The organism is Pimelobacter simplex (assembly GCF_900114845.1).
Taxonomy (GTDB): domain Bacteria; phylum Actinomycetota; class Actinomycetes; order Propionibacteriales; family Nocardioidaceae; genus Nocardioides; species Nocardioides simplex.
Genome location: NZ_FOUK01000001.1, coordinates 497,326 through 523,160, shown reverse-complemented (window position 1 = coordinate 523,160; position 25,835 = coordinate 497,326). Strand labels below are relative to the sequence as shown.

The window sequence follows — 25,835 nt, the reverse complement described above, 5'->3', positions numbered from 1 at the left end:
GCCGCTGACCCTCACCCGACTCCGGCGCTCCCTGGGCCGACTGCTCGCCGTACGGGACGACGGATCACCCCCACGGGGTGAGGGCAGCGGCACCCAGGCACTGCACGTCGTCCCCCTGACCGTGCGGGCGCGGACCGCCGACGCCGCCGACCTGCGGGTGCTGCTCGAGGCCCGGCTGTCGTCCCCCTTCCCCGACCTTCCCGACGACGACCTGGAGCGGATCACGCTCGCGCTCGTCGTCCCCGCCACCGCCGACTGGGTACGGCGCCAGGAGCTCGCCGTGCTCGACGCCGGCCTGGGTCCCCGGCTCCTCGAGGTCGAGGACGCCGTGCGCGCCCCCCCTGCGCAGCCTCGGCGCCGAGCTGCTCGCCGTCGACGTGATCGCGTGCGAGCACCTGCTGGCCTCGCCGTCCGCCGAGCCCGACGAGGGAGGTCGACCGGATGGGCGCCGCTGAGGTCGAGCTGGCCGTCGCGGTCGGCATGCTCTGCGCCGCGATCGGGTTCGCGATCGGGCTCGCGGTGGGCCGGGGACGGCAGCCGCGCTGGGCCGAGAAGGGCAGCTTCGTGCACAAGGTGTCGATCGGGTTCGCGACGCTCGACCGGCTCGACGCCGTCCTGCTGCGGTTCGAGGTCGAGCCCGAGTCGCGGCTGGCCGGCGTCGAGGTCGACGAGCTCCGGCTGCCCGCCGGGGCGGCGATCTCGCTCGTCACCCGGGGGCGGGACGCGCTGGTCCCGACCGGGCGCACCACCTTCCGCGAGGGCGACCAGGTGCTGGCGGTCGCGGCGCGCGACCAGGTCGGCGAGGTCGAGGACCGGCTGCGCGCGGTGAGCCGCTACGGCCGGCTGGCCGGCTGGTACGAGTCGCTCGAGCCGAGCACGAGCGCCGAGGCGTTCGGCGTGCGGAGGTCCGCGGCGTGATCCTCACCTCCGCCGCCCTGTCCATCTTCATCGTCGCCTACGCCCTCATCGCCACCGAGCGCGTGCACCGCGTCGCGGCCGCGCTCGGCGGCGTCGCCGCGATGGCGGTGATCGGCCTGGTCGACGCCCAGTCCGCGTTCTTCGACCACGAGACCGGCATCGACTGGAACGTCATCTTCCTGCTCTTCGGGATGATGGTGATCGTCGGCGTCCTCAAGCAGACCGGGCTCTTCGAGTTCCTGGCGCTGTGGGCCGCTCGCAAGTCCGGCGGCCATCCGTACCGGCTGCTCGTCCTGCTGGTGCTGATCAGCGCGACGGTCGCCCCGATCCTCGACAACGTGACGTGCGTGCTCCTGGTCGCGCCGGTCACCATCTCGGTCTGCCGGCAGCTCGGGCTGCCGTCGGCGCCGTACCTGATCTCGCTGATCCTCGCCTCCAACATCGGCGGCACCGCGACGCTCATCGGCGACCCGCCCAACATCATCATCGGCAGCCGCGCGGGGCTGACCTTCGACGACTTCCTCGTCCACTCGCTGCCGCTGACCGTCATCCTGCTCGTGCTGTTCGTCGTGATGGCGCGCTGGCTGTTCCGCAAGTCGTTCGGCGAGGTCGTCGACGTCAGCGACGTGCTCGGCGACCTGCATCCCCGCGACGCGATCACCAACATGCGGATGCTCGTGCGCTGCCTGGTGGTGCTCGGCCTGGTGATGGTCGCGTTCAGCCTGCACACGGTGCTGCACCTCGACCCGTCCATGGTCGCGATGCTGGGCGCCGGCGCGACCGTGCTGGTCTCGCGCACCGAGCCCGAGGAGTTCCTCGAGGAGGTCGAGTGGGGCACGCTCGCGTTCTTCATGGCGCTCTTCGTCCTGGTCGGCTCGCTCGTCCAGGTCGGCGTCATCGGCCGGATCAGCGAGGTCGCCGCCGAGGCGATGGGCGACCGCGAGCTGCTCGCCGCGACCGCGCTGCTCTTCGGCTCGGGTGTGGTCGGCGCGTTCGTCGACAACATCCCCTACACGACCGCCACCGTCCCGATCGTCGAGGAGATGGTCGCCTCGACCGCCGCCTCCGGCGCCGACAGCCCCCTGTGGTGGGCGTTCGTGTTCGGCGCCGACCTCGGCGGCAACGCGACCGCCGTCGCCGCCGGCGCCAACGTGGTGGTGCTCGGCATCGCCGCCAAGGCCGGCGAGCCGATCAGCTTCTGGCAGTTCACGAAGTACGGCGTCGTCGTCACCGTGATGACGTTGCTGGTGGCCTGGCTCTACGTGTACCTGCGCTACTTCGCGCTGGCCTGACCCCCTGTCGTACCGGACAATTCGGTCGTCAATTAGCCGATTTCACGACCAAATTGTCCGGTACGACGATCAGCCCAGCCCGAGGATGCGGACGCACTCCAGGGCGACGTACAGCTCGGCGGCGTCGACCGGGCGGGCGAGGTCGCGGCCGGTGACCTCCTCGAGCCGGCGGATCCGGTAGCGGACGGTGTTGCGGTGCACGTGGAGGGCCTGCGCGGCGGTGGACGTCGAGCCACCGGCGGCCAGCCAGGCGCGGGCGGTCTCGAAGACGATCGTCCGGTCCTCCTCGGGCAGCGCGAGGACCGGCGCGAGGACGGCGTCCACCAGGGTCCGGGCCTGCTCCGGGCTGCTCGCCAGGAGGACGGCGAGCGGGTCGCTGCCGAAGCGCCCCACGGCGGACTCGCCGGGCGAGACCGCGGCGCACGCGACGCGGGCCTGGCGACGGGCCTCCTGGATCTCGTCGAGCCGGCCGACCACGGTGCTGACGCCGACCCGGGCGCGGGCCAGTCCGGTGAGCAGCTCGACCAGGTGGTCGGCGCCGAATCCGAGTCGCAGCGCGACGACGCCCTCCTGGTGGTCGTGCCCGAGCCGCCAGGCCGAGCGGACGTTGCGGGCGCGCAGCGCCCGCTCGACGTCCGGGAGCCCCTCGCTGCCGGGGGCCGGCGACTCGGCCGAGACCACGACGTAGTCGGTGGCCTGGCCGAGGTCGAGCATCCCGGCCGTCTCGCCGACGTACGCCGTCGCGTCGGCGTCGCCGTCGAGCAGAGAGCCGACGAGCACCGACCGCATCTGGCCGTCGCGGCGGGCGCGGTCGGCCATGGCCCGCCGGTAGGCGTCGGTGACGTCGGCCGCGAGCTGGTCGCTGACCGCCCAGATGTCGGCGGCGGCGAGGAGGAGCCGGTCGCGGTCCTCCGGGTCGGCGCGCTCGACGAGCACCTCCCAGATGAACCGGGAGCCGACCCGGAACGCCTGCAGCACGACGGCGTACGGCACGCCCTGCTCGGCGCGCGTGGTGCCGGTCTCGGTGGGCGTCTCGGCCGGCGCGACGTCGCCCGCGAGGTTGCCGAGGATGTAGCGGGCGTTGACCGTGCACGACGCGGTCAGCTCGTCGTGGGAGACCACCTCGCCGGCCTCATAGACGGGGATCTCGGACCGGATCCGCTCGGCCATCGCCGCCCCCAGCTGGGCCGCCTCCGGCAGCAGCCGGGCGCTGAGCTTGCGCACCTCGGGGCTCACGTCGGATCCACTCACAGCACCGAGGGTAGGCCGCGCGTTGTGCTGGCGCACAGCCGATCGCCGGGAATCTCGGTGCCGCCGGCCGAAGCGCTCCCCCGGCCTCCGGGCGGAACCTTGGGTCATGACCACTGCGACCGCCCCGCGCCTGGCCGACGCCGCCGCGCCGCTCGACGTCCTGCTCGTCGACGCCGCGCTCGGCCCCTTCCGCCGCTTCGTGCCCGACGCGTCCACCGCGAAGTGGGCGCTCGCCCTGGCCCGCCGGCCGCGCACGACCGCACGCCGCCTGGGCTCACTCGCGGGTGAGGCGGCCCGGATCGCGGCCGGCGCCTCCGACCTCGCGCCGCGCCGCGGCGACCGGCGGTTCACCGACGCGGGCTGGTCCGACAACCCGCTGCTGCGCCGCCTGGTCCAGCTCTACCTCGCGAGCGGGCGCACCCTCGACCAGCTCGTCGACGACGCCGGCCTCGACCCGCGCGACCGCAAGCGGGTCCGGTTCCTGCTGGAGAACGTCGTCGAGGCGATGTCGCCGAGCAACGTGCCGCTGGTCAACCCGGCCTCGGCCAAGGCCGTCGTCGACACCGCCGGCCTGAGCCTGGCCCGCGGCGCCGCCCAGCTGGTCAAGGACCTGGCCTCCGCGCCGCGGATCCCCGACATGGTCGACACGTCCGGCTTCACGCTCGGCGAGAACGTGGCGGCCACGCCCGGCTCCGTGGTGTTCCGCAACGAGGTGCTCGAGCTGATCCAGTACGCACCGCAGTCCGACGAGGTCTCCGAGGTGCCGGTGCTCGTCGTCCCGCCGACGATCAACAAGTTCTACGCGATCGACCTCGCACCGGGACGCAGCCTGATCGAGCACAGCGTCCAGCAGGGGCGGCAGATGTTCGTCATCTCGTGGCGCAACCCCGACAGCCGGCACGCGGCCTGGGACTTCGACACGTACGTCCGCGCGATCCTCGACGCACTGGACGCGGTCGAGGAGGTCACCGGGAGCAGCCGGACCGTGCTGGGCGGCGTCTGCTCCGGCGGCATCCTGGCGAGCATCGTGGCGGCGTACCTCGCCGGGATCGGCCGGCAGGACCGGCTCGCCGCGCTCGTCCTCGCCGTCACGGTGATCGACAACGCCGGTGCCGGCACGGTCGAGGCGCTCACCGACCCGCGGCTCGCCGCGCTGGCCAAGGCCCGCTCGGCGAGGAAGGGCTACCTCGACGGGCGCGCGCTCGCGGAGGTGTTCGCGTGGCTGCGGCCCAGCGACCTGATCTGGAACTACTGGGTCAACAACTACCTGCTCGGCAAGCGGCCGCCGGCCTTCGACATCCTGTTCTGGAATGCCGACACCACGCGGATGTCGGCCGGCCTGCACGCCGACTTCGTCGACCTCGCGATGGAGAACCAGCTCACCCGGCCGGGCTCGCTGAGCGTGCTGGGCGTGCCGATCGACCTCGGCGCGGTCACCGTCGACAGCTACGTCGTGGCGGGCATCGCCGACCACATCACGCCGTGGGAGAACTGCTACCGCACCACGCAGCTGCTCGGCGGCGACAGCCGGTTCATCCTCTCGACGAGCGGTCACATCGCCGCGCTGGTGAACCCGCCGGGCAACCCCAAGGCGACCTTCCACACCAACGACGAGCACGGCCCGGACGCCACCGCGTGGCTCAAGGGGGCGCAGACGCACCAGGGCAGCTGGTGGACGGACGTGTCGGACTGGCTCGACGAGCGGTGCGGCGAGCGCGTGCCCGCGCCGAAGGAGCCCGGCTCGACCCGGCTGCGGCCGCTGGCCGACGCTCCCGGCACCTACGTCTTCGACAAGTGACGGCCCGGTGATGGCACTGCGTCACCTCACCGTCCTCGGGCACGAGGTCCGGGCCGACGTACGGGCGGGGACCGAGCCCGGGCCGCCGCTCCTGCTCTGCAACGGGATCGGCGCGAGCCTCGACCTGCTGCAGCCGTTCGTCGACGCGCTCGACCCGCGGATCGGGGTCGTCCGCTTCGACGTGCCCGGCGTCGGCGGCTCCCCGAACCCGCGACTCCCCTACAACTTCCCCCTCCTGGCCCACGGCGTCGGCCGGATGATGGCCCAGCTCGGCTACGACGAGTACGACGTCCTCGGCATCTCGTGGGGCGGCGGGCTCGCCCAGCAGATCGCCTTCCAGCAACCGCGCCGCTGTCGCCGGCTCGTGCTCGTCAGCACCGCCACCGGCTCGCTGATGGTGCCCGCGTCCCCGCGCGTGCTGCGCAAGATGGTGACGCCGCAGCGCTACCGCGACGCCGAGTACGCCGTCCAGGTCGCCGCGGAGCTGTACGGCGGGCAGATGCGCGACCGCCCCGACGACGTCCGCCGGCTCATGCACGACCAGTCCCGGGTGGGCTCGCGGCGCGGCTACGTCCTGCAGCTGCTGGCCGGTGCCGGCTGGTCGAGCCTGCCCGCCCTCCCCTTCATCCGGCAGCCCACGCTGATCCTGGCCGGCGACGACGACCCGATCATCCCGCTCGTCAACGCCCGGATCATGCGCGCGCTGCTGCCCGACGCGCGCCTGCACGTCTACGCCGACGGCCACCTCGGGCTCGTCACCAGCGCCGCCGCGCTGGCCCCCGTCATTGCCGGCTTCTTGCGCCCCGCGGCATAGTCGAGGGATGGAGGAGCAGCCGGACCGACGCGCGGAGAAGGCCGCGGCCCGCGCCCGGATCGAGCAGCAGCAGACCTGGGTCGACGTCCAGGTGCGGCAGGCGATGGAGCGCGGCGAGTTCGACCACCTGCCCGGTGCCGGCAAGCCCCTCGAGGGCCTCGGCGAGACCCACGACCCGGACTGGTGGGTCAAGCGGCTGGTCGAGCGCGAGCGGATCGCCGTCCTGCCGCCGGCGCTGCAGCTCCGCAAGGACGACGCCGAGCTCGACGGTGCCCTCGACCGGATGGGCTCCGAGCGCGAGGTCCGCGCGTTCGTCGAGGACTTCAACGCCCGCGTCATCCGGGCCCGCTACACGCCCGTCGACGGGCCGCCGCTCATCACCATGCCGCGCGACGTCGACGCGACGGTCGCCGCCTGGCGCGAGCGGCAGGACGCGCGCCGGGCCGCCCGGGCCGCCGAGGTCAGCGCCGCTGCAGCTCCCACGCCGCGCGCAGGGCGGCGCGGATGGCTCCGGCGTCGCCGCTGAGCATCGCCTGGACCTTGCGGTGCCCCTCGTAGCGCGGCGGGACGCCGAACGTCTCGGGGTGCGCGGCGACCAGCTGCTCGCGCTCGGCGAGCCCGGCCCGGACGACGAGCTCGTCCGGGGCGACCAGGCGGGCGACGAGCCGGTCGTCGACGTACCAGGCGGGGTGGGCCGTCGTCCCCTTGCGCTTGCAGCCGGGCAGGGAGCGCGCGAAGTCGTCGACCTCCTCGGGCGTCACCCGCGCCACGCTACGGCGGTCCTGGCGTCTCGGCGAGAGATGAGTCATATGCCGCCGGGGGTGACTCGCCGGTAGGTTGTCGATCCGTGAGCCACAAGAGCGCCAAGGACTTCTTCCGACCGCTCGCCGTGGGAGCGCCGCTCCCGCTGCGCGAGATCCCCGCCCGGCCGAGCCGCGCCATCCACTTCTTCGACCCGAGCAACGAGAAGATGGCCGCGAAGATCCCCGGGATGATCGGCACCGTCGACGTGCTGCTCGGCAACCTCGAGGACGCCGTCAAGGCGGACAACAAGGTCGCCGCCCGCGAGGGCCTGGTGAAGATCGCCCAGGCCACCGACTTCGGCCCGACCCAGCTGTGGACCCGGATCAACGCGCTCGACAGCCCCTGGGTGCTCGACGACCTGACCACGCTCGTGCCCGCGATCGGCGAGAAGCTCGACGTCATCATGGTGCCGAAGGTGCAGGGCGCCGAGGACATCCACTACGTCGACCGGCTGCTCGCCCAGCTCGAGGCCAAGGCCGGCATCACCAAGCCGATCCTGATCCACGCGATCCTCGAGACCGCGCGCGGCGTCGCCAACGTCGAGGAGATCTGCGGCGCGTCCCCGCGCATGCAGGGGCTCTCGCTCGGCCCGGCCGACCTCGCGGCCGACCGCAAGATGAAGACCACCCGCGTCGGGGGCGGCCACCCCGGCTACCTGGTCCGCCAGGACCCGCCGCGCGACGCCGAGGGCAACAGCCAGATCGACGCCCAGCGCGCGATCTTCCAGCAGGACCTGTGGCACTACACGATCGCCAAGATGGTCGACGCGTGCGCAACCCACGGGATCTACCCGTACTACGGCCCGTTCGGCGACATCGCCGACGTCGTCGCGTGCGAGGACCAGTTCCGCAACGCCTTCCTGCTCGGCTGCGTCGGCACCTGGTCGCTGCACCCGAAGCAGATCGCGATCGCCAACCGCGTCTTCTCCCCCAGCGTCGAGGACATCGCCCACGCCCGCCGCGTGGTCGCCGCGATGGGCGACGGCACCGGCGCGGTCATGATCGACGGCAAGATGGAGGACGACGCCTCGCTCAAGCAGTGCCTCGTGCTCGTCGCGCTCGCCGAGCAGCTCGCCGAGATCGACCCCGAGCTCAAGAAGACCTACGACGCGATCGAGGTGACCGCCTGATGTCCGAGTTCAAGCCGCTGCGCTCCGTCCTCTACATGCCCAGCTCCAACGAGCGGGCGCTCGAGAAGGCGAAGACGCTCCCCGCCGACGCGATCATCTTCGACCTCGAGGACGCCGTCGCCCCCGACGCGAAGGTGGGCGCTCGCGCCGCCGCCGCTGCCGCCGTCCAGTCCGGCGAGTACGGCAGCCGCCACCTGATCATCCGGGTCAACGGCATCGGCACCGAGTGGCACGACGACGACATCACCGCCGCCGCGGCGGCCGGGCCGGACGTCGTCCTGGTGCCGAAGGTGAACTCCGCCGACGAGGTCCGCCAGCTCGTCGCCGCCCTCGAGGCCGCCGGGGCGCCCGAGAAGACCACGCTGTGGGCGATGGTCGAGACCCCCATCGGCATGCTCAACGCGCTGTCGATCGCGCAGGCCTCGGACCGGCTCACCGGCTTCGTGATGGGCACCAACGACCTGGTCAAGGAGCTCTACGCCGAGCACGTCCCCGGCCGCCAGCCCGTCATCACCGGCCTCGGCCTGGCCCTGCTGGCCGCGCGCGCGGCCGGCATCGTCATCGTCGACGGCGTCTACAACGACGTGAAGAACCTCGACGGCTTCCTCGCCGAGTGCGAGCAGGGCCGCCAGATGGGCTTCGACGGCAAGACCCTCATCCACCCCGGCCAGGTCGAGGGCGCCAACACCGCGTTCGCGCCGTCCGAGCAGGCGGTCGAGGACGCCCGCGGGCTGATCCAGGCCTGGGAGGACGGCAAGGGCTCGGGCGTCGTCACCTACAACGGCAAGATGGTCGAGAGCCTGCACGTGGAGTCGGCGGAGCGGACGCTCTCGATCCACGCGGCGATCTCGGCGCTGTCCGCCTGACGCCTCGCTCCTACGCCGGGCCCGTTCGTCGTTCGACGGACGGGCCCGGCGTGCTTCGCCCCCATCGTCCGACGACGAGCGCACCGAGCAGCTGGAGCGCGACCGACAGCGCGAACAGGGCCACCACGAGCCACGGCGAGACCGGGCGGGCGACGTACGCGAGGATCAGGACCGTCAGCAGCGTGCGTGAGAAGGCGAGTGCCAGCCCCAGTGCACCGGCCCCCGCCGCGCCGAGCACGATCACCGCGTTCCAGGCGACGCGCTGCCACCACGGGTCCGGGTCGCCGTCGGGGACCTCGTCGTCGATGTTCGCCTCGATCTCGGCCAGTCTCTCGGCCACGCCGTCGTCGACGTCACCCGCGCCGCCGGAGCCGAGGACGCGCAGGAGCAGGGTGAGGGCGCTCGCAGCCATCGCGCCGGCAACGCCCCACAGGACGGACGGGACCGGGTCGAGGCGCAGCAGGAGAAGGCAGCACAGCGCGACGTCGACGAAGCCCGCGAACGCCGAGGCGGACACGGCCGGTGCGAGCGGGTGCCGGCGGATCATCGGGGCTCCTTCCTCGTGAGCTTCGGCTGGGCCGACGACCGTAGGCGGCCCGTCGAGTGACGACTGGCCGACTCTCGCTCTCCGGAAGCGGTCTCCACGGGCCGCGCCACGCCCAGGACTTCGCCCTCGCACACTATTGCGCGAGCCGTAGTAGTGTGCGGCGCATGGATACCACCCAGCTCCTCCGCGGCGTGCTCGACCTCGCCGTCCTCGCGGTGGTCGAGCGCGAGGACGGCTACGGGTACGACGTCCTGCGGCGGCTGCGGGCCGGCGGGCTGAGCGAGGTGGGGGACGCCTCGGTCTACGGGACGCTGCGCCGGCTCTACGCGGCGGGCGCGCTGACGTCGTACGTCGTGCCGTCGGACGAGGGCCCGCACCGCAAGTACTACGGCATCACCCCGGCGGGCCGCGACCAGCTCGACCAGCAGGCCAAGGAGTGGACCTCCTTCGCCGACACCGTCACCTCCCTGCTTCCCCGCACGACAGGAGCACCGGCATGAGCGCCTCCGACGAGACCCTCGTCCTCCACCCCGAGGTCACCGCCTTCGTCGAGGAGGTACGCCGGCACCTGGCCGACCTCGACGACGAGACGCGCGACGAGCTGCTCGGCGGGCTCGAGGCGGACCTGGCCGACCAGCTGGCCGAGGGTCCGGGTACGCCCCTGGGCGACCCCGCCGACTACGCGGCCGAGCTGCGGTCGGCGGCGGGGCTCCCGGCGCCGGCGACCCGGCGCCGCCGCACGGTGGACCCGCGGCAGTGGCAGTGGGGCGCGAGCCCGACCGAGCTGATGGACCGCTTCCGCGCCGGCTTCCTCGAGTACGCCGAGTCGCCGCGGCTGCGCCCCGCCTGGGACGTCGCCATGGCGCTCCGCCCGGCCTGGTGGGCGCTGCGGGCGTGGGTCGCGGTGACTGCGATCGACATCCTCGCGGGCACCTACGAGCGCGTCACCCTGATCCCCACGCTCGGCTCGCCGCTCATCGGCCTGGTCGTGCTGGTCGCGGCGACCGCCGTCAGCGCCCTGATCGGGCTCGGCTGGCTCTGGCCGGGCTCCGGCCCCGACCGCAAGACCCTCCCACGTGTGGCGCTGCTCGCAGCGAACGTCCTGGCCGTGGCGCTGCCCTTCTCGGCCGACTTCCAGGGCCGCGGGATCGTCGACGAGGGCTACGACAGCTACTCGAACGGCTGGAACGACGCGCTGCGCCAGAGCGGCGTGATGTCGGCGGGACGGCCGGTGACCGACATCTTCGCGTACGACGCCGCAGGCAAGCCGATCGACCAGGTGCAGCTCGTCGACCAGGACGGCCGCCCGATCAGCATCCGGCTGCGCGACGCGATCCGCGACGACTACACCGAGCGGCGCTCGGTGCCGTGCCCGGCGTACAACGGAGACACCCCGGTCACCAACGCGTTCCCGTTCGCCCGGCTGCCGCTCGTCGACGGCCGCTGCACGCCGGAGCGCGCGGCCGGAGCGACCCGGCCGACCCCTCCGCTCGCCTCGCTGCCGCCGATCACCCCGGCTGTCCCAGCAGCCGAGTGACCAGCTGCAGCAACGCCCGGTCGTCGAGCCCGAGCGCGCGGACCCGCTCGACGTAGAGCCGGGCGGCCTCGCGGGCCTCGCGCTCGACGCCGGAGCCGGCCACGAAGCTGCCGGCCCGGCCGCGGGTCTCGATGAGCCCGGCGGTCTCGAGCTCGCGGTAGGCGCGCGCCACGGTGTTGGCCGCGACGCCGAGGTCCTCGGCCAGCCGCCGCACGGTCGGCAGCCGGTCGCCCGCGCGCAGCCCCTCGTGCTCGATCTGGTCGGCGAGCTGCGACCTGATCTGCTCGAACGGCGGGAGCGGGCCGCTCGCGTCGAGGGTGATCATGCGGGGCCTCCGACCGCCAGGAGCCGGCCCGGCGGGAGGTCCGGCCAGAGCCGCTCGCGGAACCGTGCCCGTCCGCCGACACCGAGGGCGTACGCCGCCGTGGCCACCACGGCGACGCCGACCCACACGGCGACCCGGCCGCTGGGAGCATCGCCGGCGGCGACGAGACCGAGGTACACAGCCGCGAAGCCGAGCTGTGAGAGCGTCAGGTCCAACCGGCTCACCCGCCACGCGTCCTGGAGGTAGAGGTGCTCGGCGTCGCTCGCCGGCTCGGGTCGGCGGCACAACGCGACCACGTAGCCCGCCACCACGAGCGTGGCCACCACCAGCAGCACGCCGCCGGTGAGGACGGCCGGCTCGGACCACAGCGCCCCGAGCACGGCCGCGACGCCACCGACGGTCACCCACAGCGCGAACGCAAGGGGCACCGTCGGCCGCAGGTAGTCGGTGACACCGACCGCGCGGCTGCGCGCCACCGTCGCCCGGCCGGCCCGGACCGGGAAGTCGCGTCCGCCCAGGAGCAGCCGGCCGACAGCGAAGACGGGCAGCACCGCGGCGACCACGATGAACGGACGGAGGGTCGCCGCCGGCAGGAGGACGAACAGGAGCACCGCCGCGAGCACGGCGGTGGCCAGCACCCAGCGGTCGCGACGGTGCGCGCGGTCGACGGCGGCCATCAGCTCCGGGGCGATCCAGAGGTCGTACTCGCGAGCGAAGCGGTGCCCGGCCTTCGCCAGGCCGGCCCGGGTCGGCAGCGCGATCACGATCGCAGCGATGACCCCCGCCACCACGACGAACCGCTCGACACCGTCCACGCGCCACATGCTACATAACCCCGCTCTGTAGCAACACCATCTCACGGAGTCAGGCCTGGGAGAGCAGCTCCTCGAGCAGGTCGGCGACGACCTTCTGCTCCTCGGCGTAGGGGTGGTACTCCAGGGCGCGCTCGGCCGGGATCAGGCCGGCGATCCACGGGTCTGCCGAGCAGATGTCGTGCCCCTCGGACGCCGTCCAGACGTCGACGTAGTCGATGCCGGCCTCGGTCGCGGCGTCCTGCTGGGCCTGGACGACGCGCTCGACGAGGTCGCGGGCGAACGGGTAGTCGCCGGCCGCGAGGGGGAGCAGGTCGCAGGTGCCGCTCGCGGGGAACATCTGGGGGTAGCCGACCATGACGATCCGGGCGTCGGGCGCGCGCTTCCGGATCTTCTCGACCGTGGCGACCAGGCGCTTCGCGAGGCCGTCGACCTCGGAGCCGAGGCCGTCGCGCGCCTTCTTGCCGAGCTCGGCGCAGGGCGCGCCCTTGCGGTCCTTGAGCGCGAGGCCGACGCACGTGGTGACGAGGGTGCCGAACGCGCGGCCGTCGTTGCCGCCGATGCTGAGGGTGACCAGGTCGGCGTCGGCGGTGACCGCGTCGAGCTGGGGCGGGACGGGCGTTCCGTTGGGGGGCGTCTGGGACTTCGTGAGGCTCTCGGACGTCGCGCCACCGCAGCTGACGTCGGTCAGCTCGAGGCCGAGCCGCTCGGCGAGCAGGTGGGGGTAGTTGCCCGTCGTCTGCTCGCAGCCCTGGGCGCCGGAGGTGACGCCGAGGCGCGGGCCGGCCGTGTAGGAGTCGCCGAGCGCGACGTAGACGCCGCCGTCGGCGATGCCGGTGGGCGGGGTGATCGTCGGCGCCGGGTCGTTGCCGCCGTTGCAGCCGGCGAGCAGCACGCTGCCGGCGACGAGGACGAGCAGACCGCGGAAGGCGGGCCTCATGCCTGCATCTCCTCCACCCCCAGGGCAATGGTCAGTGCCAGGACGCTATCGGGGTCCTCCAAGCGGTCGCCGAAGAGGTCGCGCAGCTGGTTCATGCGGTACCGGATCGTCTGGGGGTGCACGAACAGCGCGGCCGCGACCTCGTCCCGCCGTCCCTGGTGCAGCAGCCAGGCCCGCAGCGTCTCGCGGAGCTTGGCGGCGGTCGCGGGACGCAGCTCGTCGAGAGGGGCGAGCACCGCGCGGCGCAGGTCGCCGAGGGCGTCGGGGTCGGCGGTGAGCACGAGCCGGGGCAGGTGCGCCTCGGTGTCGCCGGCCAGGCCCAGCTGGTAGGCCCGCAGCGCCCGGTCGTACGACGACCGCACGTCGAGCCAGGGCCGCGCGGGGCCGGCCAGCCCGCCCCGGCCGCGGACCGCGCGCAGCAGTGCCTCGCGCCGGCGTCCGTGGGCGTCGGGGACGAGCAGCACGGCGGAGCCCTCGACCTCGGGGACGTCGGCGACCTGGAGGGTGCCGCGCCGCACGGTCTGCATGAGCGAGCCCATCTGCGAGTCGGGCACGATCACCGCCGTCAGCGTCGTGGGGACCGGCCACTCGGCGCGCTCGGCCGAGGCGAGGACGGTCGCCTCGGGGGCGCCGGTGAAGAGGTGCCGGGCGAGCCGCTCGAGCATCCGCTGCCGGATCCGGCCCTCGCTGGCCGACTCGTCACGGTGCCCGGCGACGGTGGCGCCGGACAGGGCGTCGATGTAGTTGAAGACGAGCTCGGCGAAGGACGCCATCGTCGCCGGCTCGATGCCCTGCGCCACCGCCTGCGCCGAGAGGTGCTGCCAGGAGACCCGGGCGCCGATCCGGTAGGCGGACAGCAGGGCGTCGATCGTGCGTCCGCTGCGCACCTCGCCGCGGCCGAGCTGGTAGGCGCCGTCGAGCGCCGAGGCCTGGGGCGCGAGCTCGTCGGGCCCGCGCCGGTCGCTGAGCAGCGACAGGAAGCCGCCCAGCGCCACCTGGACCGCGGTCCGGATGATCTCGCCCATCGGGCCGCCGAAGGCGTCCTCGTAGGCGGGGACCTCGCGGATGATCTGCTCGACGACGTCGTCGGCGACGGCGGGCAGCTCGGCCCGGATCGCGGCCACCGTCGCGGGCGGCAGGAGAGCATCGCCGGAACGCGTCCGGCGCAAGGACCTTCGCGGCACGCCTTCTCCCCTTTTGTTCGCTACGCACAATTCAGGCCGATCGATTCACCGGCTGAGGTCATGAGTTTAACGCGCGGCGCTGGGAGTCTTGGTCTTGTGAGTACGACGACCGCCGCCCCTTCCGCGGCCGAGCGCCCCGCCCCGGGTCCGCGCCGGCTCCGGACCGGCCTGCGCAGCCTGCTCGACGCCGCCGTGACCCCGCTGAGCGTCGACGACCTCCTCGACCACTTCGCCCCCCTCCGCCCCGGTGCCGCCGTCGGCCTCCAGGGCCGGATCGTCTCCGTCGCGTCCGAGACCGACGACGCCGCGACCATCGTCGTGAAGCCCGGCCGCGACTGGCAGGGGCACATCCCCGGCCAGTACGTCCGCGTGGGCGTCGACGTCGACGGCGTCCGCCTGTGGCGCACCTACTCCCTCACCCACGGCCCGCGCCGCGACGGCCACATCTCGATCACCGTCAAGGCGATCCCCGGCGGCGCCGTCTCCCAGCACCTGGTCCGCACCGCGCGTCCGGGCCAGATGCTCCAGCTCGCCCAGGCCGAGGGCGACTTCGTGCTCACCCCGCCGCAGGCGGGCAACCGCCAGAAGCTGCTGCTCGTCACCGCGGGCTCCGGCATCACGCCGGTGATCGGGATGCTGCGCAACCTCTACTCGCGCAACGACGCCGAGGCCCGCGCGGCCTACGACATCGTGCTCGTGCACTCCGCGATGAAGCGCGACGAGGTCATCTTCGGCGCCGAGCTGCGGGCCCACGCCGAGGCCGGCCGGCTCCGCCTCATCGAGCGGCACACCGACACCGACGGGCTGCTCACCACCGACGACCTCGAGAACGAGGTCCCCGACCTGGCCGAGCGCACGGCGTACGCCTGCGGACCGGCGGGTCTCCTCGACACGCTCGAGGCCTACTACGGCGAGCGTCGCCTGACGCTCCACACCGAGCGGTTCCGGCCCACGGTCGTCGACGTCGACGCCGCGGGCGGCACCCTCACCTTCGCCGGCTCGTCCGCGGCGAGCGTCGAGACCGACGGCTCGGTCCCGATCCTCGACGCCGCCGAGTCGGCCGGCGTCCTCATGCCGAGCGGGTGCCGGATGGGCATCTGCATGGGATGCGTGCTGCCCATGAAGTCCGGTGCCGTGCGCGACCTGCGCAACGGCGACCTCACCGTCGCGGTCCCGGGCGAGACCCACCCCGACGGCGTCAAGATCCAGACCTGCATCAGCGCCGCTGCCGGCGACTGCACCTTCGACCACTGAGCCCCAGGAGTTCACGATGACGACGATCACCAACAAGGCCCAGAACCCCACCGCCCACCTCTCCCCCGAGGACGTCGAGGCGCTCGGCGCCGAGCTCGACGCCATCCGCCAGAGCGTGCTCGAGGCGCGCGGCGAGAAGGACGCGGCCTACATCCGCCGGATGGTCGACCTCCAGCGCAAGCTCGAGCTCGGCTCGCGCGCCGTCCTCCTGGTCAGCGCCTTCCCGCCGGCCTGGGTGCTCGGCACCGCCGGCCTCTCGGTCGCCAAGATCCTCGAGAACATGGAGATCGGCCACAACGTCATGCACGGCCAGTGGGACTGGATGCGTGACCCGAAGATCCACTCGTCGACCTGGGAGTGGGACAACGCCTCGACCGCCGAGGGCTGGAAGCACTCGCACAACGAGGTGCACCACACCTACACGAACATCGTGGGCAAGGACAACGACCTCGGCTACGGCATCATGCGCGTCGACGAGGAGCAGCGCTGGTACCCGATGTACCTCGCCCAGCCGCTGTGGAACTTCATCAACGCCTGCTTCTTCGAGTACGGCATCGCCGCCTACGACCTCGAGCTCGGCAAGAACCTCGCCAAGCCCAAGGACAAGCGCCCCGAGTCGTTCAAGAAGGCCGCCAAGGCCACGCTGCGCAAGATCCGCAAGCAGGCCACCAAGGACTACGTCATCAACCCGGCGCTCGCCGCGCCGACCGGCTCCTTCCTGCCCGCGCTCGCCGCGAACTTCACCGCCAACGTGATCCGCAACCTGTGGTCGCACTCGGTCATCATGTGCGGCCACTTCCCCGAGGGCGTCGAGACCTTCGAGCTGAAGTCGATCCCCGAGAAGGAGACGCGCGGCGAGTGGTACCTGCGCCAGATGCTCGGCTCCGCCAACATCTCCGGCTCCAAGCTGATGCACATCATGACCGGCAACCTCTCGCACCAGATCGAGCACCACCTCTTCCCCGACCTGCCCAGCAGCCGGTACGCCGAGGTGGCCCCGCAGGTGCGCGCGATCTTCGAGAAGTACGGCCTCAACTACCACTCCGCCCCGCTCCCCCAGCAGGTCGGCAGCGCCTGGCACCGCGTGGTCCGGCTGTCCTTCCCCAACGGCTGGCTGGCCACCACCAACGCCAAGAACCTGCCCACGCAGCTCAAGATGCTCTACGCGCTCGCGACGGCCGACCGTCGTACGCGGCGGGTGATCCAGCTGCGGCTGGAGCGCGAGGCGCGCAAGATCGAGGCGGCCAAGGCCGCCTGAGTCACCCCCGGCGCCGCGGGAACACCTCCAGCGCCCGCCGGTACAACGCCACCGCCGCCAGCTGGGAGTCCACGCCCAGCTTGCGGCGCAGCGACTTCACCTGGCTGCGCACGGTGCCCTCGGCGACCCCCGAGGCGAGCGCGATGCGCTGCACCGAGACGCCGTCGTAGAGCTCGCCGAGGATCTCGTACTCGCGGTGGGTGAGCTGCTCCATGCGGCGCACGAGGGAGCGCTGCTCCTCGGCGACGTCGGCCCACTCGCGCAGGGCGCGCTCGCGGACGCGCGGAGGGGTCGGGGAGATCCCGGCGAGCATCTGGCGGATGGCGACGGCGAGGCCGGCGGTCGAGGTCGAGGTGGGGAGGACGCCGGTCGCGCCGGCGGCGAGGACGGTGCCCCAGCGGGGGCCCGGGGCGCTGTCGGTGAGGACGAGCCAGCGGATGGGCTCGCGGCCGAGGATGATCTCGACGTCGTGGAGGAGGTCGGGGGTCTCGAGGTCGCAGAGGATGACGCCGACCGACGCGCGGCTGCCGTGGAGGGTCTGGCGGAAGCTGCGCATGGCGCCGCGGCGCGGCCACTCGATGGGGACCGGGACGAGGCCGCGGGCGCGGAGGGCGGCGGCGATCGCCTGGCCGACCAGTCGCCGCTCCGCGACCAGGGCGACCCGGCGTGGCGGGTCGGCAGCCATGGCTCAGCCGCCCTGTCCCGCCGCCGCGCCCTGCCCCACGAACAGTGCGCCGGCCCAGTCGACGCCGTCGACCCCGGGTCCCCCGACGACGACGGCGCGGCCCACCGGGACCGCCGCCGCGGCCGTCTGCTGCCAGCCGATCCGGTGCAGCACCCCGTCGGGCGTGGCCCACGAGAGCGTCGTCCGGGTCGCGAACATGCCGCGGACGGAGGCGGGGTCGAAGCCCGGCACCCGTCCCGACGCGACCCGCCGCTCCGTCCCGACGATGCCGCTCTCCGGGTTGAAGTAGCGGTAGTAGAGCAGGGACGAGCCGGAGCGGGTGAAGTAGAGGCGGCCGCGGTCGTAGAACATCCCGGTCATCACGGCGAGGTCGTCGTGCCAGGACGCCAGCGGCACGATCGCGTCGGCGGTCGCCACCTCCGACGCCGGCCCGTACGTCGTCCCGTCGAACGAGCGCCGGGTGAAGGTGCCGTCGCGGCTGCCGGTGTAGAGCTGGCTGCCGAGCATGAAGGCGCCGCCGACGCTCGCCCAGTCCGGGCCGCCCGCGGGCGCGGTGGCGCCGCGGTAGAGCGGGCCGGGGCGCACCGGTGTCGCCAGGCTCGGGTACGACGTGCCGCCGGTGCCGAAGCGAGCGATCCGGTCCCGCTCCTGGCCACCGATCCGCTCGGTGTCCGAGGCGACCCACAGGCCCGCTGTGGTGACGAGGAAGTCGAAGACACCGACGCCCTTGGTGCGGCCGGGGTCCCACGAGAACGGCAGCCCGTTGCTGGGGCTGAGCGCGGCGAGTCCGTCGCGGCGGACGGCGCCCGGACCCGCGCTGTTGCTGCCGAAGGAGTTGTTGAACCAGCGCTGGTGCCCCCCGACGTACACGGCGGACGGCGTCGCCTCGAGCGCGGTGATCGTGTCACCGCCGGTGCGCGCCACCCACGACGGGACGGCGTTCGCGGCGGGCCGGTTCTCGAAGCGGGCGACGGTGTCGCAGGGACCCGAGGCGCCGGAGGGTCCGCCGCTCGCGGCCACCACGAAGTAGGAGCCGTCGGGCGCGAAGTCCACGTCGCGGATGTAGCTGTAGTAGTGCCAGCTGCAGTTGGGCGCGTAGAAGCGGGTGCGCAGCGGGGCCGGGCGGGCCTTGCGGCGGCCGAGGTCGACGACGAAGAGCTGCGGGTTGCGCACGTGCTGGAGGGAGCGGAAGTTCCCGATCGCGACGAGCCTGCGCTGGTTGGGGCTGATCTCGATCTTCACGACGGTGGTGGTCCCGAGGCCGGCCCGCTGCCGGCCGCGCACGGCGAGCCGGAAGTACTTGCGCGCCACGCCCGTGCGGGCCTTGAGCGTCGCGAGCGCCCGCTGGTTGCGGCCGCCGATGGAGGTGAACGAGCCGGCCACCCAGAGCCGGCCACCCTGGAGCCGCAGGTCACGCACCGAGTCGTCGATCCGGCCGGCGTTGAACCGCCGGACCACCCGCCCGTTCCCGACCACGAGCTGGGCCAGCCGGCGGCGGTGCTGGCCGCCGATGCTGGTGAAGTCCCCGCCGACGTAGACGGTCCCCGCCGGCCCGGCCCGGACGACGAGCACGGCGCGGTTGGGGTCCGGGTGGAAGGTCGCGCTGATCCGGCCGGTGACGGCGTCGAACGCGAGGAGCCCGTGCCGTCGCAGCGTCGTGGTCCCCCCGGCGTCGCGGGCCCGGGTGAACGTGCCCCCGACCACGACCGTGCGCCCCACCTGGACGACGGAGAGCACCTGGCCGTCCAGGATGGACGGCGTGCCCGCGGCCGGCACCGCGGTGACGAGGCGTCCGCCGGGCTCGATCCCGGCGTCGGCGGCGGGTACTGCCGTCAGCACCACACTCAGTGCGGAGCACCAGACGGCGACGAGGCGGATCAGCGTGGACACCCTGGCACGCTCCCTCCTGCTCCCGGCACCGACGCCGGATGCAGGCGACAGTAGGCCGGTGCTCCGGACCCCGGTCGCCGCGCGGCGATAGTCACCCAAAATTGGTGAGTCCCCAGAACCCCCGTGGCACCGACGCTTTCCTGCATGACGTCCTCCGCGGGACCGGCGGACCGTTCGGGCCGGATCGCGTGCCGATGCTTCGTCGTCGGCATCGCCGGCCTGCCCCTGTGGTGGGTGCTGGGCGTCGCCTCACTGGTCCCGCTCGCGATGGTGCTGCCGCTCGGGTGGGACCTGTGGCGGCGCCGGCGGGTCGTCGTACCGCCGGGCTTCGGGTGGTGGCTGCTCTTCCTCGGCTGGGTGCTGCTCGGCCTCGGCACGCTCGGGGCGACCGCGCCCGGTGCCGTGGCGGACGGCGGCGCCGGCCGGCTGATGGTCTTCGGCTACCGCTTCGGCTGGTACTTCGCGTGCACCGTCGTGCTGGTCTGGCTCGGCAACACCCCGGCCCGCCTGATCGCCGACCGCACCGTGCATCGCGTGGTCGCCTGGATCTTCGTGGTGGCGGTGGCGGGCGGCGTCGTCGGTCTCGTCGCCCCGGACCTCGAGGTGCGCACGCTGGCCGAGCAGCTGCTGCCCGGCGGGCTGCGCGGCAACGGCTTCGTCAACACGCTCGTCTCGGCGCAGGCCTCGGAGCTGCAGCAGGTGCTCGGCGGGCTGCCCCAGCCTCGGCCCAAGGCGCCCTTCCCCTTCACCAACACGTGGGGCAGTGCGATCTCGCTGAGCCTGGTGTTCCTGGTCGCGCTGCTGGTCGCCAGCCGCAGCAGGTGGCGGATGCTGGCGGCCCCGCTGCTCGCGGTGGCCGCCGTCCCGATCGTGCTCAGCCTCAACCGCGGGCTGTGGCTGGCCGTCGGCGCGAGCTGTGTGGGCCTCCTCGTCCTCCTCGCCGTACGACGCCACCACCTGGCGCTCGTCGCGCTGGTCGCCACCGTGGTGGTCGGCGGGGTCGCGGCGACGAGCACGCCGCTCGGCGCCACCGTCGGCGAGCGCCTGGACCACCCCCACAGCAACGACCGGCGCTCCCAGCTCCTCGTCGCGACCGTCGACTCGATGACGTCGGGATCGCCCGTCGTCGGGTTCGGCGGGACCCGCAACGTGCAGGGCTCGTTCGCCTCGATCGCCGGCGGCGCGACGCCGAAGTGCCCCGCATGCGGCGTGCCGCCGCTCGGGACCCAGGGCCAGCTCTGGCTGGTGCTCTTCTCGCAGGGTTGGGTGGGGACCCTGTTCTTCCTGGCGTTCTTCGTCGTCGCGCTGCGCCGGACCTGGCGATGTCGGACGGTCAACGAGGCGGTCGCGACGTTCGCGGTCGGCATCTTCCTGCTGCAGCTGTCGGTCTACGACACCCTCGGCCTGCCGATGATGCTGATGATGATCGCGGTCGCGCTGGCCTGGCGCGAGCAGCGCACGGGGCAGCCCCTGCGGGTGCCGAGCCGGCGCTCGCTGGTGCTCGTGGCGTGCCTCGCGCTGCTCGGGGGCGGCGTCGCGGCGGCGGCGCCGTCGGGGGGCGACCCGCGCTGGCGGAGCACCGTCACGGTGGCGCTCACACCGTCCCCGACCTACCTCGACGTAGGGGACGCCGCTCGCGAGGCCGACAACGGAGGTGTCGAGGTACGTCCGCCCGCCGCGGCCACCGTCGACACCGAGGCGGCGCTGCTGCGCTCCGAACGACCGCTGGTGCTGGCCGCGCACCGGGTGGGGATCGCTCCGTCGGCACTGCGCCGCGCGATCAGCGTGGCCGCGCCGCCGCTCTCGACCGTGCTCAACGTGACGCTCACGACGCCGCGGTCCGACGACCCGGTGGCGGCCGCACGCGCCGTCGCCGACGAGTACCTCGCCGAGCGGACCCGCTTCCTGGAGGGACGTCGCACCGACCTCGTGGCGCGGCTGCGCGAGGAGCTCGCCGCGACCGACCCGACCGACCCTGCCTGGGCGGCCTCGCGCACGTACCTGCGGGCCGCCGTCGACAACCTCACCACGCACCGCCCCGCGGCGGGCGCCGTCATCCGGGTCGGGCCGGCGACGCCGGTCGGCACCGGGCACGGCGTCCGCATCACCAGCGGCCTCGCCGTCGGCATCCTGGTCGGGCTGGCGTGGCTCCGGGTCCGGAGGCGGCAGTGGGAATGAGGCCGCGCGACATCTGGACCCGGCTGGTGATCGACCCGGTGACCGATCCCCTGGCCCGCGGCCTCGCGCGGCACCGCGCGGTGACGCCCAACCGGGTCACCGCGGTGGCCGGCGTCCTCGGGACCGCGGCCGCCGCCTGCCTCGCGACCGGACGGCTGCGGACCGGCGGCGCGCTCTTCCTGCTGCGCTTCCTCGCCGACTGCCTCGACGGCAAGATCGCCCGCCTGCAGGGCACGAGCTCAGCGCGCGGCGCGCTCTTCGACGTCGCCACGGACGTGCTCTGCGTCAGCGCGGCGTACGCCGCGCTCGCCGGCTGGGCGGTGGCCCACGACCGCGCCTCGCCCGCACTCGCGGTGGCGATGCTCGGCGCGCTCGCCTGCTACGGCTGGAGCCTGGCCCAGCGCAAGCACCTCGCCGACGCCGCCGGCCTGGGCGACGGCGGCTCCCGGCTCATCGACCGCACCGACCTCCCGCTGCTCGACCCGTGGCTGCGGCTGTGCCGGCGCCTCGACATGAGCCCGGTGCCGTGGGCGGTCGAGTGCGAGACCCTCGTGCTCGGGCTGCTGCCGCTCACCGGCGGACCGCGGTTCGTCGTGCTCGGGCTCGGTCTCGGGCTCGCGTTCTACGTCGTCGCCACTCTCGTCAACCTCCGCCGGATGTGGCGGATCACCGCCCTCCCGCCCCCGAAGGAGCCGCTCGTGCTGCCCGACGTCGACGTCGTCATCGCCACCCACGACCGGCCCGTGCTCGTGCGCGAGGCGATCGCCGCCGTGCGCGAGCAGGAGTACGCCGGCCGGGTCCGCACCGTCCTCGTGTTCGACCGCTCCGAGCCGGACCTCACGCTCGCCAGCGACGACCCGCTGCGCCCGGTGGACGTCGTCACGAACGTCCGCAGCCCGGGACTGGCCGGGGCCCGCAACACCGGCATCCTGGCCGGAATCGCCCCCCTGGTGGCGTTCTGCGACGACGACGACCTGTGGCTGCCCGGCAAGCTCGACCGCCAGGTCCGGGCACTGCAGAGCGGCGGCCCGCCGGCCTGCGTGACCGGCATCGAGATCGCCTACGACGGCACGACCACGCCGCGCGTCCCGGCGCCTGCCGACCTCGAGCTGCGCCACCTCGTGCGGCACCGGGTGATGGAGGCGCACCCCTCGACGGTCGTCGTGCGGCGCGACGCGCTGCTCACCCGGATCGGCCTGGTCGACGAGGAGATCCCCGGCAGCTACGGCGAGGACTTCGACTGGATGATCCGCGCCGCCGGCGCCGGGGGCTTCCACCTCGTCGCCGCCCCGCTGGTGCGCGTGCGCTGGGGTGGCTCGCAGTTCTCGCGGCAGTGGGCGACGATCGTCGACGCGATCGACTACGGCCTGGCCAAGCACGCCGTCTTCCACGACGACCGCCGCGCGCTGGCCCGCCTGCAGGGCCGCAAGGCGTTCGCGCTGGCCGCCCTGGGGCGCCGCGACGCGCTGCGCTGGGCCGGTCGCACCGCCCGCACCTGGCCGCGCGAGCCCCGTGCCTACCTCGCGGCCGCGGTCGCCCTCCACCTCGTCAGTGCCGATCGGCTCCTCGACCTTGCTCACCGCCGCGGCCACGGCATCTAGCGGGTTCGCACTCTCTCCCCCATTTGGGGGGCGAGATTGCCCCCACGTCCCGTTCCTTTGGAAGGGTCCCCTCCCGACCCAGGAACAGGGAGGTGACGTCGTGGAGTACGTCCGCACACGCAAGATTCGAAGGATCTCACTGATCGCGGCCCTCGCTGCGGTCGTGATCGGCGGTCTGGCGATGGTGCCGTCCGCCATGTCGAGCAAGACGTCGGGGCACTACCCCGCAGGGACCTTCGAGAGCCACCGCGACGGGTTCGCCGGTGTCGGCGCCAGCCGCGTCAAGCTCTCGGGGAAGGGTGCCGGACGGCACCAGTCGCGGGCCCTCGTGGTCCGCACCGTCCACCGCGGCCCGGCCGTGGCCCGCAGCAGCGTGCGCTTTGGGGGGGCGCACGCCGCCGGCACGCCGTACGTCGTCCGGGCCTGGGTGCGCGCCACGTCGCGGCGCCCCGTGGCCCTCCAGGTCCACGAGATCACCCGGACCGCCGGGAAGGTGCAGACCCGCGCCTCGCGGATCGTCGCCCAGCCCGGGACGTGGACCCCGATCAAGGTCCGGATCACCGCCAAGAAGCAGGCGTCGACGCTGACGCTGCGCTTCCGCGCACCCGCACTGCCGGTCGGCGAGCGGATCCTGGTGGACGACCTGCGGGTCGCCCCGGCCCCCTCGGCCAACCTCACCGAGTCGACGAGCAACGAGGCCGTCGCCGGCACGCTGACCAACGGCTGCGGCCGCACCGCGCGGGGCATCCCGACGTGTGCCGGCAGCACGTACGTCGGCGCGGCGCACGGCTCGAACACCGACCCGGCCACGCTGGAGAAGCAGGTCGGCGGCCAGCTGGGCGTGCGGCGCACCTACTACACGTCGAGCGGTGTCGCGAAGGCCGTGTCGACCGCGCAGGCCGACCTGGCTGCCGGACGGCTGCCGTGGATCAGCTTCAAGCTGCCGTACTCGTGGTCCGACATGGTCGCCGGCCGCGGTGACGCCTGGGCCAAGGACATCGCCCGCCGTCTGGCCGCGCTCAACGGCCCGGTGTGGGTGGCCTTCCACCACGAGCCCGAGGGCGACGGCGACATCCAGCTGTGGCGCAAGATGCAGGAGCGGCTCGCTCCGATCATCCGCAACAACGCGTCCAACGTGGCGTTCACGGTCGTGATGACCGGCTGGAACGAGTTCTTCGGGGACCCGAAGTACCGCCTGTCGGAGATCTGGCCGCGGGGCGTCAAGGTCGACGTCGCCGGCTTCGACATCTACCAGCAGTACGGCGTGGTGAAGAACGGCAAGACCACCACCAAGTGGACGAGCTTCCAGGACTACTACCAGCGGATCTCCACCTGGGCGCGCTCGGCCGGCGTCGCGTGGGGCCTGGCCGAGACCGGTGTCACCGACACCGCCGTGGCCGCCCGGCCGTCCGAGATCTCGGACACGGTCAACCTGATGGAGCAGTACGGCGGCATCGCCTACAGCTACTTCGACAGCGCGCTCAACAGCGTCGCTCCGTGGGTGCTGGGGACCGATGCGAAGCGCAAGGCGTTCGCCAAGGCCCTGGCGGACTCCCCGACGCTGCGCTGAGCCCGACGCCTCACCCGCAGAGGCGCTCCAGCGCGATCAGCGTCTGGAGCGCCCGCGGGGCGAGGTGCTCACCACCCGGTGCGTCGAGCAGCCGCAGGTACCGGGTGAGGATCGCCACCAGGTAGAGCAGGCTGTGCACGTGCGGCTCGCCACCGAGGCTGCGGTCCCGGTACGCCGCGAGCGCGAGCGCCCGGACCACCGCGTCGGGCGACGAGGGCGTGCCGAGGTTGAGCGCACTGACCATGTAGTGCAGGGCATCGAGGCCGGTGGGGACGCCGGTCTCGAAGCGCTCCCAGTCCCACAGCAGCACCTGCGAACCGGTGACCGCCATGTTCCACGGCGTCCAGTCGCCGTGCCAGGCACCGAAGGCGATCAGCCGGCGTCCGGTCACGGTCGCCACCTTCTCCATCGCCCGGCCCAGCCGGCCCCGCATCACGGGGTCCGCGAGCTCGCCGGCCACCTGCCACTGCCGGCGCCACCAGTCGGACGTCGCGAGCTCGCCGTCGGTCAGCCCGAACCGCGAGGCCAGCTCGGCCATCGCGTCGTCGGGCGGCGTCCAGGAGCGCCGGTGCCGGGCCCACGGCGACGGCGCGAGCGGGCCGGTCAGCAGCACCGGCCGGCCCTCCCACGACGTCCGGGCGACCAGCTCCGGCGGGATGATGTGCCGGTACTGGTGGGCAGTCACGGCGGCGAGCGCCCGGCCCTCCGCGGCCACGTCGGCGCAGGTGTTCTCGGTCCAGCCGACCTTGGCGAACGCCCGGCACGTGCCCGTGGCGTCGAACACCTGCAGCACCGGCTTCCGGTTGACCCGCGCGGTGCCGATGCTGAGGCTGAACGTCACCGGCGTGCCGAGCACCGCCGAGAGGTGGTCGGCGAGCCCCTCCTCCCCGCCGCGCACCTCGACCCGGTGCCGCAGCAGCGCCGGGACGGCGCGCACGGCGGCCCCCGCCGCCACGCGGCTGGTCGAGTCCCACCAGCTCGAGCCGGCGCTGACCCGGCGGAGCGAGGCCGCCGCGGCGGACGGCGGTTCGACGGGCACCAGCACTGTCGGGGTCGGTCCGCGGTGCACCACCGCGAAGCGGGCCCGGACCGGGCGACCGTCCGCGGGGGCGCCGGCGTCGACGGTCTCGGCCCCCGGCCAGAGGGCGGCGGCGACGGAGAGCAGGTCCTCGGACATCACGG

Annotated in this window: 24 protein-coding genes; 14 read left to right on the top strand and 10 right to left on the bottom strand. The window is 73.5% G+C overall.

All coding sequences use genetic code 11. The features are described from left to right. Positions 1-441 precede the first annotated feature (441 nt). Both BM223_RS02455 and BM223_RS02450 read left to right on the top strand, forming a co-directional pair. Complete coding sequence (locus BM223_RS02455) at positions 442-918, top strand: TrkA C-terminal domain-containing protein (RefSeq protein WP_038681919.1); 477 nt, start codon at positions 442-444, stop codon at positions 916-918. Continuing rightward, complete coding sequence (locus tag BM223_RS02450; RefSeq protein ID WP_075018449.1) at positions 915-2,210, top strand: ArsB/NhaD family transporter; 1,296 nt, start codon at positions 915-917, stop codon at positions 2,208-2,210. Before BM223_RS02455 ends, BM223_RS02450 begins: the two co-directional genes overlap by 4 nt. Before the next feature lie 69 nt (positions 2,211-2,279). Here BM223_RS02450 and BM223_RS02445 read toward each other — a convergent pair whose 3' ends face one another. Continuing rightward, positions 2,280-3,461: a PucR family transcriptional regulator gene (locus BM223_RS02445; RefSeq protein ID WP_158510232.1), complete on the bottom strand. Its 1,182-nt coding sequence runs from the start codon at positions 3,459-3,461 to the stop codon at positions 2,280-2,282. Between the two features lie 106 nt (positions 3,462-3,567). Between BM223_RS02445 and BM223_RS02440 the strand changes: the two genes are divergently transcribed. From BM223_RS02440 to BM223_RS02430, 3 genes are read left to right on the top strand one after another with little or no spacing between them, the layout of a single operon-like run. Beyond that, entirely contained in the window at positions 3,568-5,259 is a 1,692-nt protein-coding gene (locus BM223_RS02440) for a PHA/PHB synthase family protein (RefSeq protein WP_038681921.1), read from the top strand. Positions 5,260-5,269: 10 nt separating this feature from the next. Further along, complete coding sequence (gene phaZ, locus BM223_RS02435) at positions 5,270-6,073, top strand: poly(3-hydroxyalkanoate) depolymerase (protein ID WP_052139045.1); 804 nt, start codon at positions 5,270-5,272, stop codon at positions 6,071-6,073. Positions 6,074-6,080: 7 nt separating this feature from the next. Next, positions 6,081-6,599, top strand: coding sequence for a DnaJ family domain-containing protein (locus tag BM223_RS02430; protein ID WP_038681924.1), 519 nt, complete (start codon positions 6,081-6,083; stop codon positions 6,597-6,599). Here BM223_RS02430 and BM223_RS02425 read toward each other — a convergent pair. Continuing rightward, on the bottom strand, positions 6,535-6,834 hold the full coding sequence (locus BM223_RS02425; RefSeq protein WP_038685362.1) for a hypothetical protein: 300 nt from the start codon (positions 6,832-6,834) through the stop codon (positions 6,535-6,537). The genes BM223_RS02430 and BM223_RS02425 overlap by 65 nt on opposite strands. An 86-nt stretch (positions 6,835-6,920) precedes the next feature. On the opposite strand from BM223_RS02425, the gene BM223_RS02420 reads away from it, so the two are divergent. Then, positions 6,921-8,006 carry an HpcH/HpaI aldolase/citrate lyase family protein gene (locus BM223_RS02420; protein WP_038681925.1) on the top strand — a complete coding sequence of 362 codons (1,086 nt, stop codon included), beginning with the start codon at positions 6,921-6,923 and terminating at the stop codon, positions 8,004-8,006. Continuing rightward, entirely contained in the window at positions 8,006-8,872 is an 867-nt protein-coding gene (locus BM223_RS02415; protein WP_038681926.1) for an HpcH/HpaI aldolase/citrate lyase family protein, read from the top strand. Before BM223_RS02420 ends, BM223_RS02415 begins: the two co-directional genes overlap by 1 nt. A gap of 10 nt (positions 8,873-8,882) precedes the next feature. Here the strand turns inward: BM223_RS02415 and BM223_RS02410 are convergent, their stop codons facing one another. Then, on the bottom strand, positions 8,883-9,419 hold the full coding sequence (locus tag BM223_RS02410) for a hypothetical protein (RefSeq protein ID WP_038681927.1): 537 nt from the start codon (positions 9,417-9,419) through the stop codon (positions 8,883-8,885). A gap of 164 nt (positions 9,420-9,583) precedes the next feature. Here BM223_RS02410 and BM223_RS02405 point away from each other — a divergent pair, with 164 nt between their 5' ends. Then, entirely contained in the window at positions 9,584-9,919 is a 336-nt protein-coding gene (locus tag BM223_RS02405) for a PadR family transcriptional regulator (protein WP_038681929.1), read from the top strand. Continuing rightward, a complete protein-coding gene (locus BM223_RS02400; protein ID WP_038681932.1) occupies positions 9,916-10,956 on the top strand; it encodes a hypothetical protein in 1,041 nt (346 codons plus the stop codon). The genes BM223_RS02405 and BM223_RS02400 overlap by 4 nt, the downstream gene beginning before the upstream one ends. Here the strand turns inward: BM223_RS02400 and BM223_RS02395 are convergent. The 4 genes from BM223_RS02395 to BM223_RS02380 are packed head-to-tail and all read right to left on the bottom strand — an operon-like array spanning position 10,928 to position 14,217. Continuing rightward, positions 10,928-11,281 (bottom strand): GntR family transcriptional regulator, encoded by a 354-nt coding sequence (locus BM223_RS02395; protein ID WP_038681934.1) that lies wholly within the window; start codon positions 11,279-11,281, stop codon positions 10,928-10,930. The two genes, BM223_RS02400 and BM223_RS02395, sit on opposite strands and share 29 nt — an antisense overlap. After that, positions 11,278-12,096: a hypothetical protein gene (locus tag BM223_RS02390; protein ID WP_075018447.1), complete on the bottom strand. Its 819-nt coding sequence runs from the start codon at positions 12,094-12,096 to the stop codon at positions 11,278-11,280. Before BM223_RS02390 ends, BM223_RS02395 begins: the two co-directional genes overlap by 4 nt. Positions 12,097-12,145: 49 nt before the next feature. Further along, the gene (locus tag BM223_RS02385) at positions 12,146-13,033 is read right to left on the bottom strand and encodes an SGNH/GDSL hydrolase family protein (RefSeq protein WP_038681938.1); all 888 of its coding nucleotides are present in this window, start codon (positions 13,031-13,033) and stop codon (positions 12,146-12,148) included. Continuing rightward, a complete protein-coding gene (locus tag BM223_RS02380; protein ID WP_235319062.1) occupies positions 13,030-14,217 on the bottom strand; it encodes a PucR family transcriptional regulator in 1,188 nt (395 codons plus the stop codon). Before BM223_RS02380 ends, BM223_RS02385 begins: the two co-directional genes overlap by 4 nt. Positions 14,218-14,313: 96 nt before the next feature. Between BM223_RS02380 and BM223_RS02375 the strand changes: the two genes are divergently transcribed. Further along, positions 14,314-15,471 carry a ferredoxin reductase gene (locus tag BM223_RS02375; protein WP_038681943.1) on the top strand — a complete coding sequence of 386 codons (1,158 nt, stop codon included), beginning with the start codon at positions 14,314-14,316 and terminating at the stop codon, positions 15,469-15,471. A 16-nt stretch (positions 15,472-15,487) separates the two neighbouring features. Beyond that, positions 15,488-16,729, top strand: coding sequence for a fatty acid desaturase family protein (locus tag BM223_RS02370; protein WP_038681944.1), 1,242 nt, complete (start codon positions 15,488-15,490; stop codon positions 16,727-16,729). Position 16,730: 1 nt separating this feature from the next. On the opposite strand, the gene BM223_RS02365 is transcribed toward BM223_RS02370, so the two are convergent. Together BM223_RS02365 and BM223_RS02360 are read right to left on the bottom strand one after the other, a co-directional pair. Next, positions 16,731-17,414: a LuxR C-terminal-related transcriptional regulator gene (locus tag BM223_RS02365; protein WP_052139046.1), complete on the bottom strand. Its 684-nt coding sequence runs from the start codon at positions 17,412-17,414 to the stop codon at positions 16,731-16,733. A 3-nt stretch (positions 17,415-17,417) separates the two neighbouring features. Beyond that, positions 17,418-19,304: a hypothetical protein gene (locus tag BM223_RS02360; protein ID WP_052139047.1), complete on the bottom strand. Its 1,887-nt coding sequence runs from the start codon at positions 19,302-19,304 to the stop codon at positions 17,418-17,420. Between the two features lie 144 nt (positions 19,305-19,448). Between BM223_RS02360 and BM223_RS28190 the strand changes: the two genes are divergently transcribed. From BM223_RS28190 to BM223_RS02340, 3 genes are all read left to right on the top strand, one after another. Then, complete coding sequence (locus BM223_RS28190; RefSeq protein ID WP_052139048.1) at positions 19,449-21,482, top strand: hypothetical protein; 2,034 nt, start codon at positions 19,449-19,451, stop codon at positions 21,480-21,482. Further along, a complete protein-coding gene (locus BM223_RS28185) occupies positions 21,479-23,083 on the top strand; it encodes a glycosyltransferase (RefSeq protein WP_141267399.1) in 1,605 nt (534 codons plus the stop codon). The genes BM223_RS28190 and BM223_RS28185 overlap by 4 nt, the downstream gene beginning before the upstream one ends. Positions 23,084-23,246: 163 nt before the next feature. Beyond that, entirely contained in the window at positions 23,247-24,653 is a 1,407-nt protein-coding gene (locus BM223_RS02340) for a cellulase family glycosylhydrolase (RefSeq protein WP_038681946.1), read from the top strand. Positions 24,654-24,663: 10 nt separating this feature from the next. Here BM223_RS02340 and BM223_RS02335 read toward each other — a convergent pair whose 3' ends face one another. Continuing rightward, positions 24,664-25,830, bottom strand: a complete 1,167-nt coding sequence (locus tag BM223_RS02335; protein WP_141267400.1) for a hypothetical protein — start codon at positions 25,828-25,830, stop codon at positions 24,664-24,666. Positions 25,831-25,835 lie beyond the last annotated feature (5 nt).

What these genes read in the sequence shown, in the direction of transcription:
- BM223_RS28190 (WP_052139048.1), top strand. Translation starts at nt 19,449, where the DNA reads ATGACGTCCTCCGCGGGACCGGCGGACCGTTCGGGCCGGATCGCGTGC.
- BM223_RS02410 (WP_038681927.1), bottom strand. Translation starts at nt 9,419, where the DNA reads ATGATCCGCCGGCACCCGCTCGCACCGGCCGTGTCCGCCTCGGCGTTC.
- BM223_RS02385 (WP_038681938.1), bottom strand. Translation starts at nt 13,033, where the DNA reads ATGAGGCCCGCCTTCCGCGGTCTGCTCGTCCTCGTCGCCGGCAGCGTG.
- BM223_RS02455 (WP_038681919.1), top strand. Translation starts at nt 442, where the DNA reads ATGGGCGCCGCTGAGGTCGAGCTGGCCGTCGCGGTCGGCATGCTCTGC.
- BM223_RS02395 (WP_038681934.1), bottom strand. Translation starts at nt 11,281, where the DNA reads ATGATCACCCTCGACGCGAGCGGCCCGCTCCCGCCGTTCGAGCAGATC.
- BM223_RS02365 (WP_052139046.1), bottom strand. Translation starts at nt 17,414, where the DNA reads ATGGCTGCCGACCCGCCACGCCGGGTCGCCCTGGTCGCGGAGCGGCGA.
- BM223_RS02370 (WP_038681944.1), top strand. Translation starts at nt 15,488, where the DNA reads ATGACGACGATCACCAACAAGGCCCAGAACCCCACCGCCCACCTCTCC.
- BM223_RS02400 (WP_038681932.1), top strand. Translation starts at nt 9,916, where the DNA reads ATGAGCGCCTCCGACGAGACCCTCGTCCTCCACCCCGAGGTCACCGCC.
- BM223_RS02430 (WP_038681924.1), top strand. Translation starts at nt 6,081, where the DNA reads ATGGAGGAGCAGCCGGACCGACGCGCGGAGAAGGCCGCGGCCCGCGCC.
- BM223_RS02405 (WP_038681929.1), top strand. Translation starts at nt 9,584, where the DNA reads ATGGATACCACCCAGCTCCTCCGCGGCGTGCTCGACCTCGCCGTCCTC.
- BM223_RS02415 (WP_038681926.1), top strand. Translation starts at nt 8,006, where the DNA reads ATGTCCGAGTTCAAGCCGCTGCGCTCCGTCCTCTACATGCCCAGCTCC.
- BM223_RS02440 (WP_038681921.1), top strand. Translation starts at nt 3,568, where the DNA reads ATGACCACTGCGACCGCCCCGCGCCTGGCCGACGCCGCCGCGCCGCTC.
- BM223_RS28185 (WP_141267399.1), top strand. Translation starts at nt 21,479, where the DNA reads ATGAGGCCGCGCGACATCTGGACCCGGCTGGTGATCGACCCGGTGACC.
- BM223_RS02335 (WP_141267400.1), bottom strand. Translation starts at nt 25,830, where the DNA reads ATGTCCGAGGACCTGCTCTCCGTCGCCGCCGCCCTCTGGCCGGGGGCC.
- phaZ (WP_052139045.1), top strand. Translation starts at nt 5,270, where the DNA reads ATGGCACTGCGTCACCTCACCGTCCTCGGGCACGAGGTCCGGGCCGAC.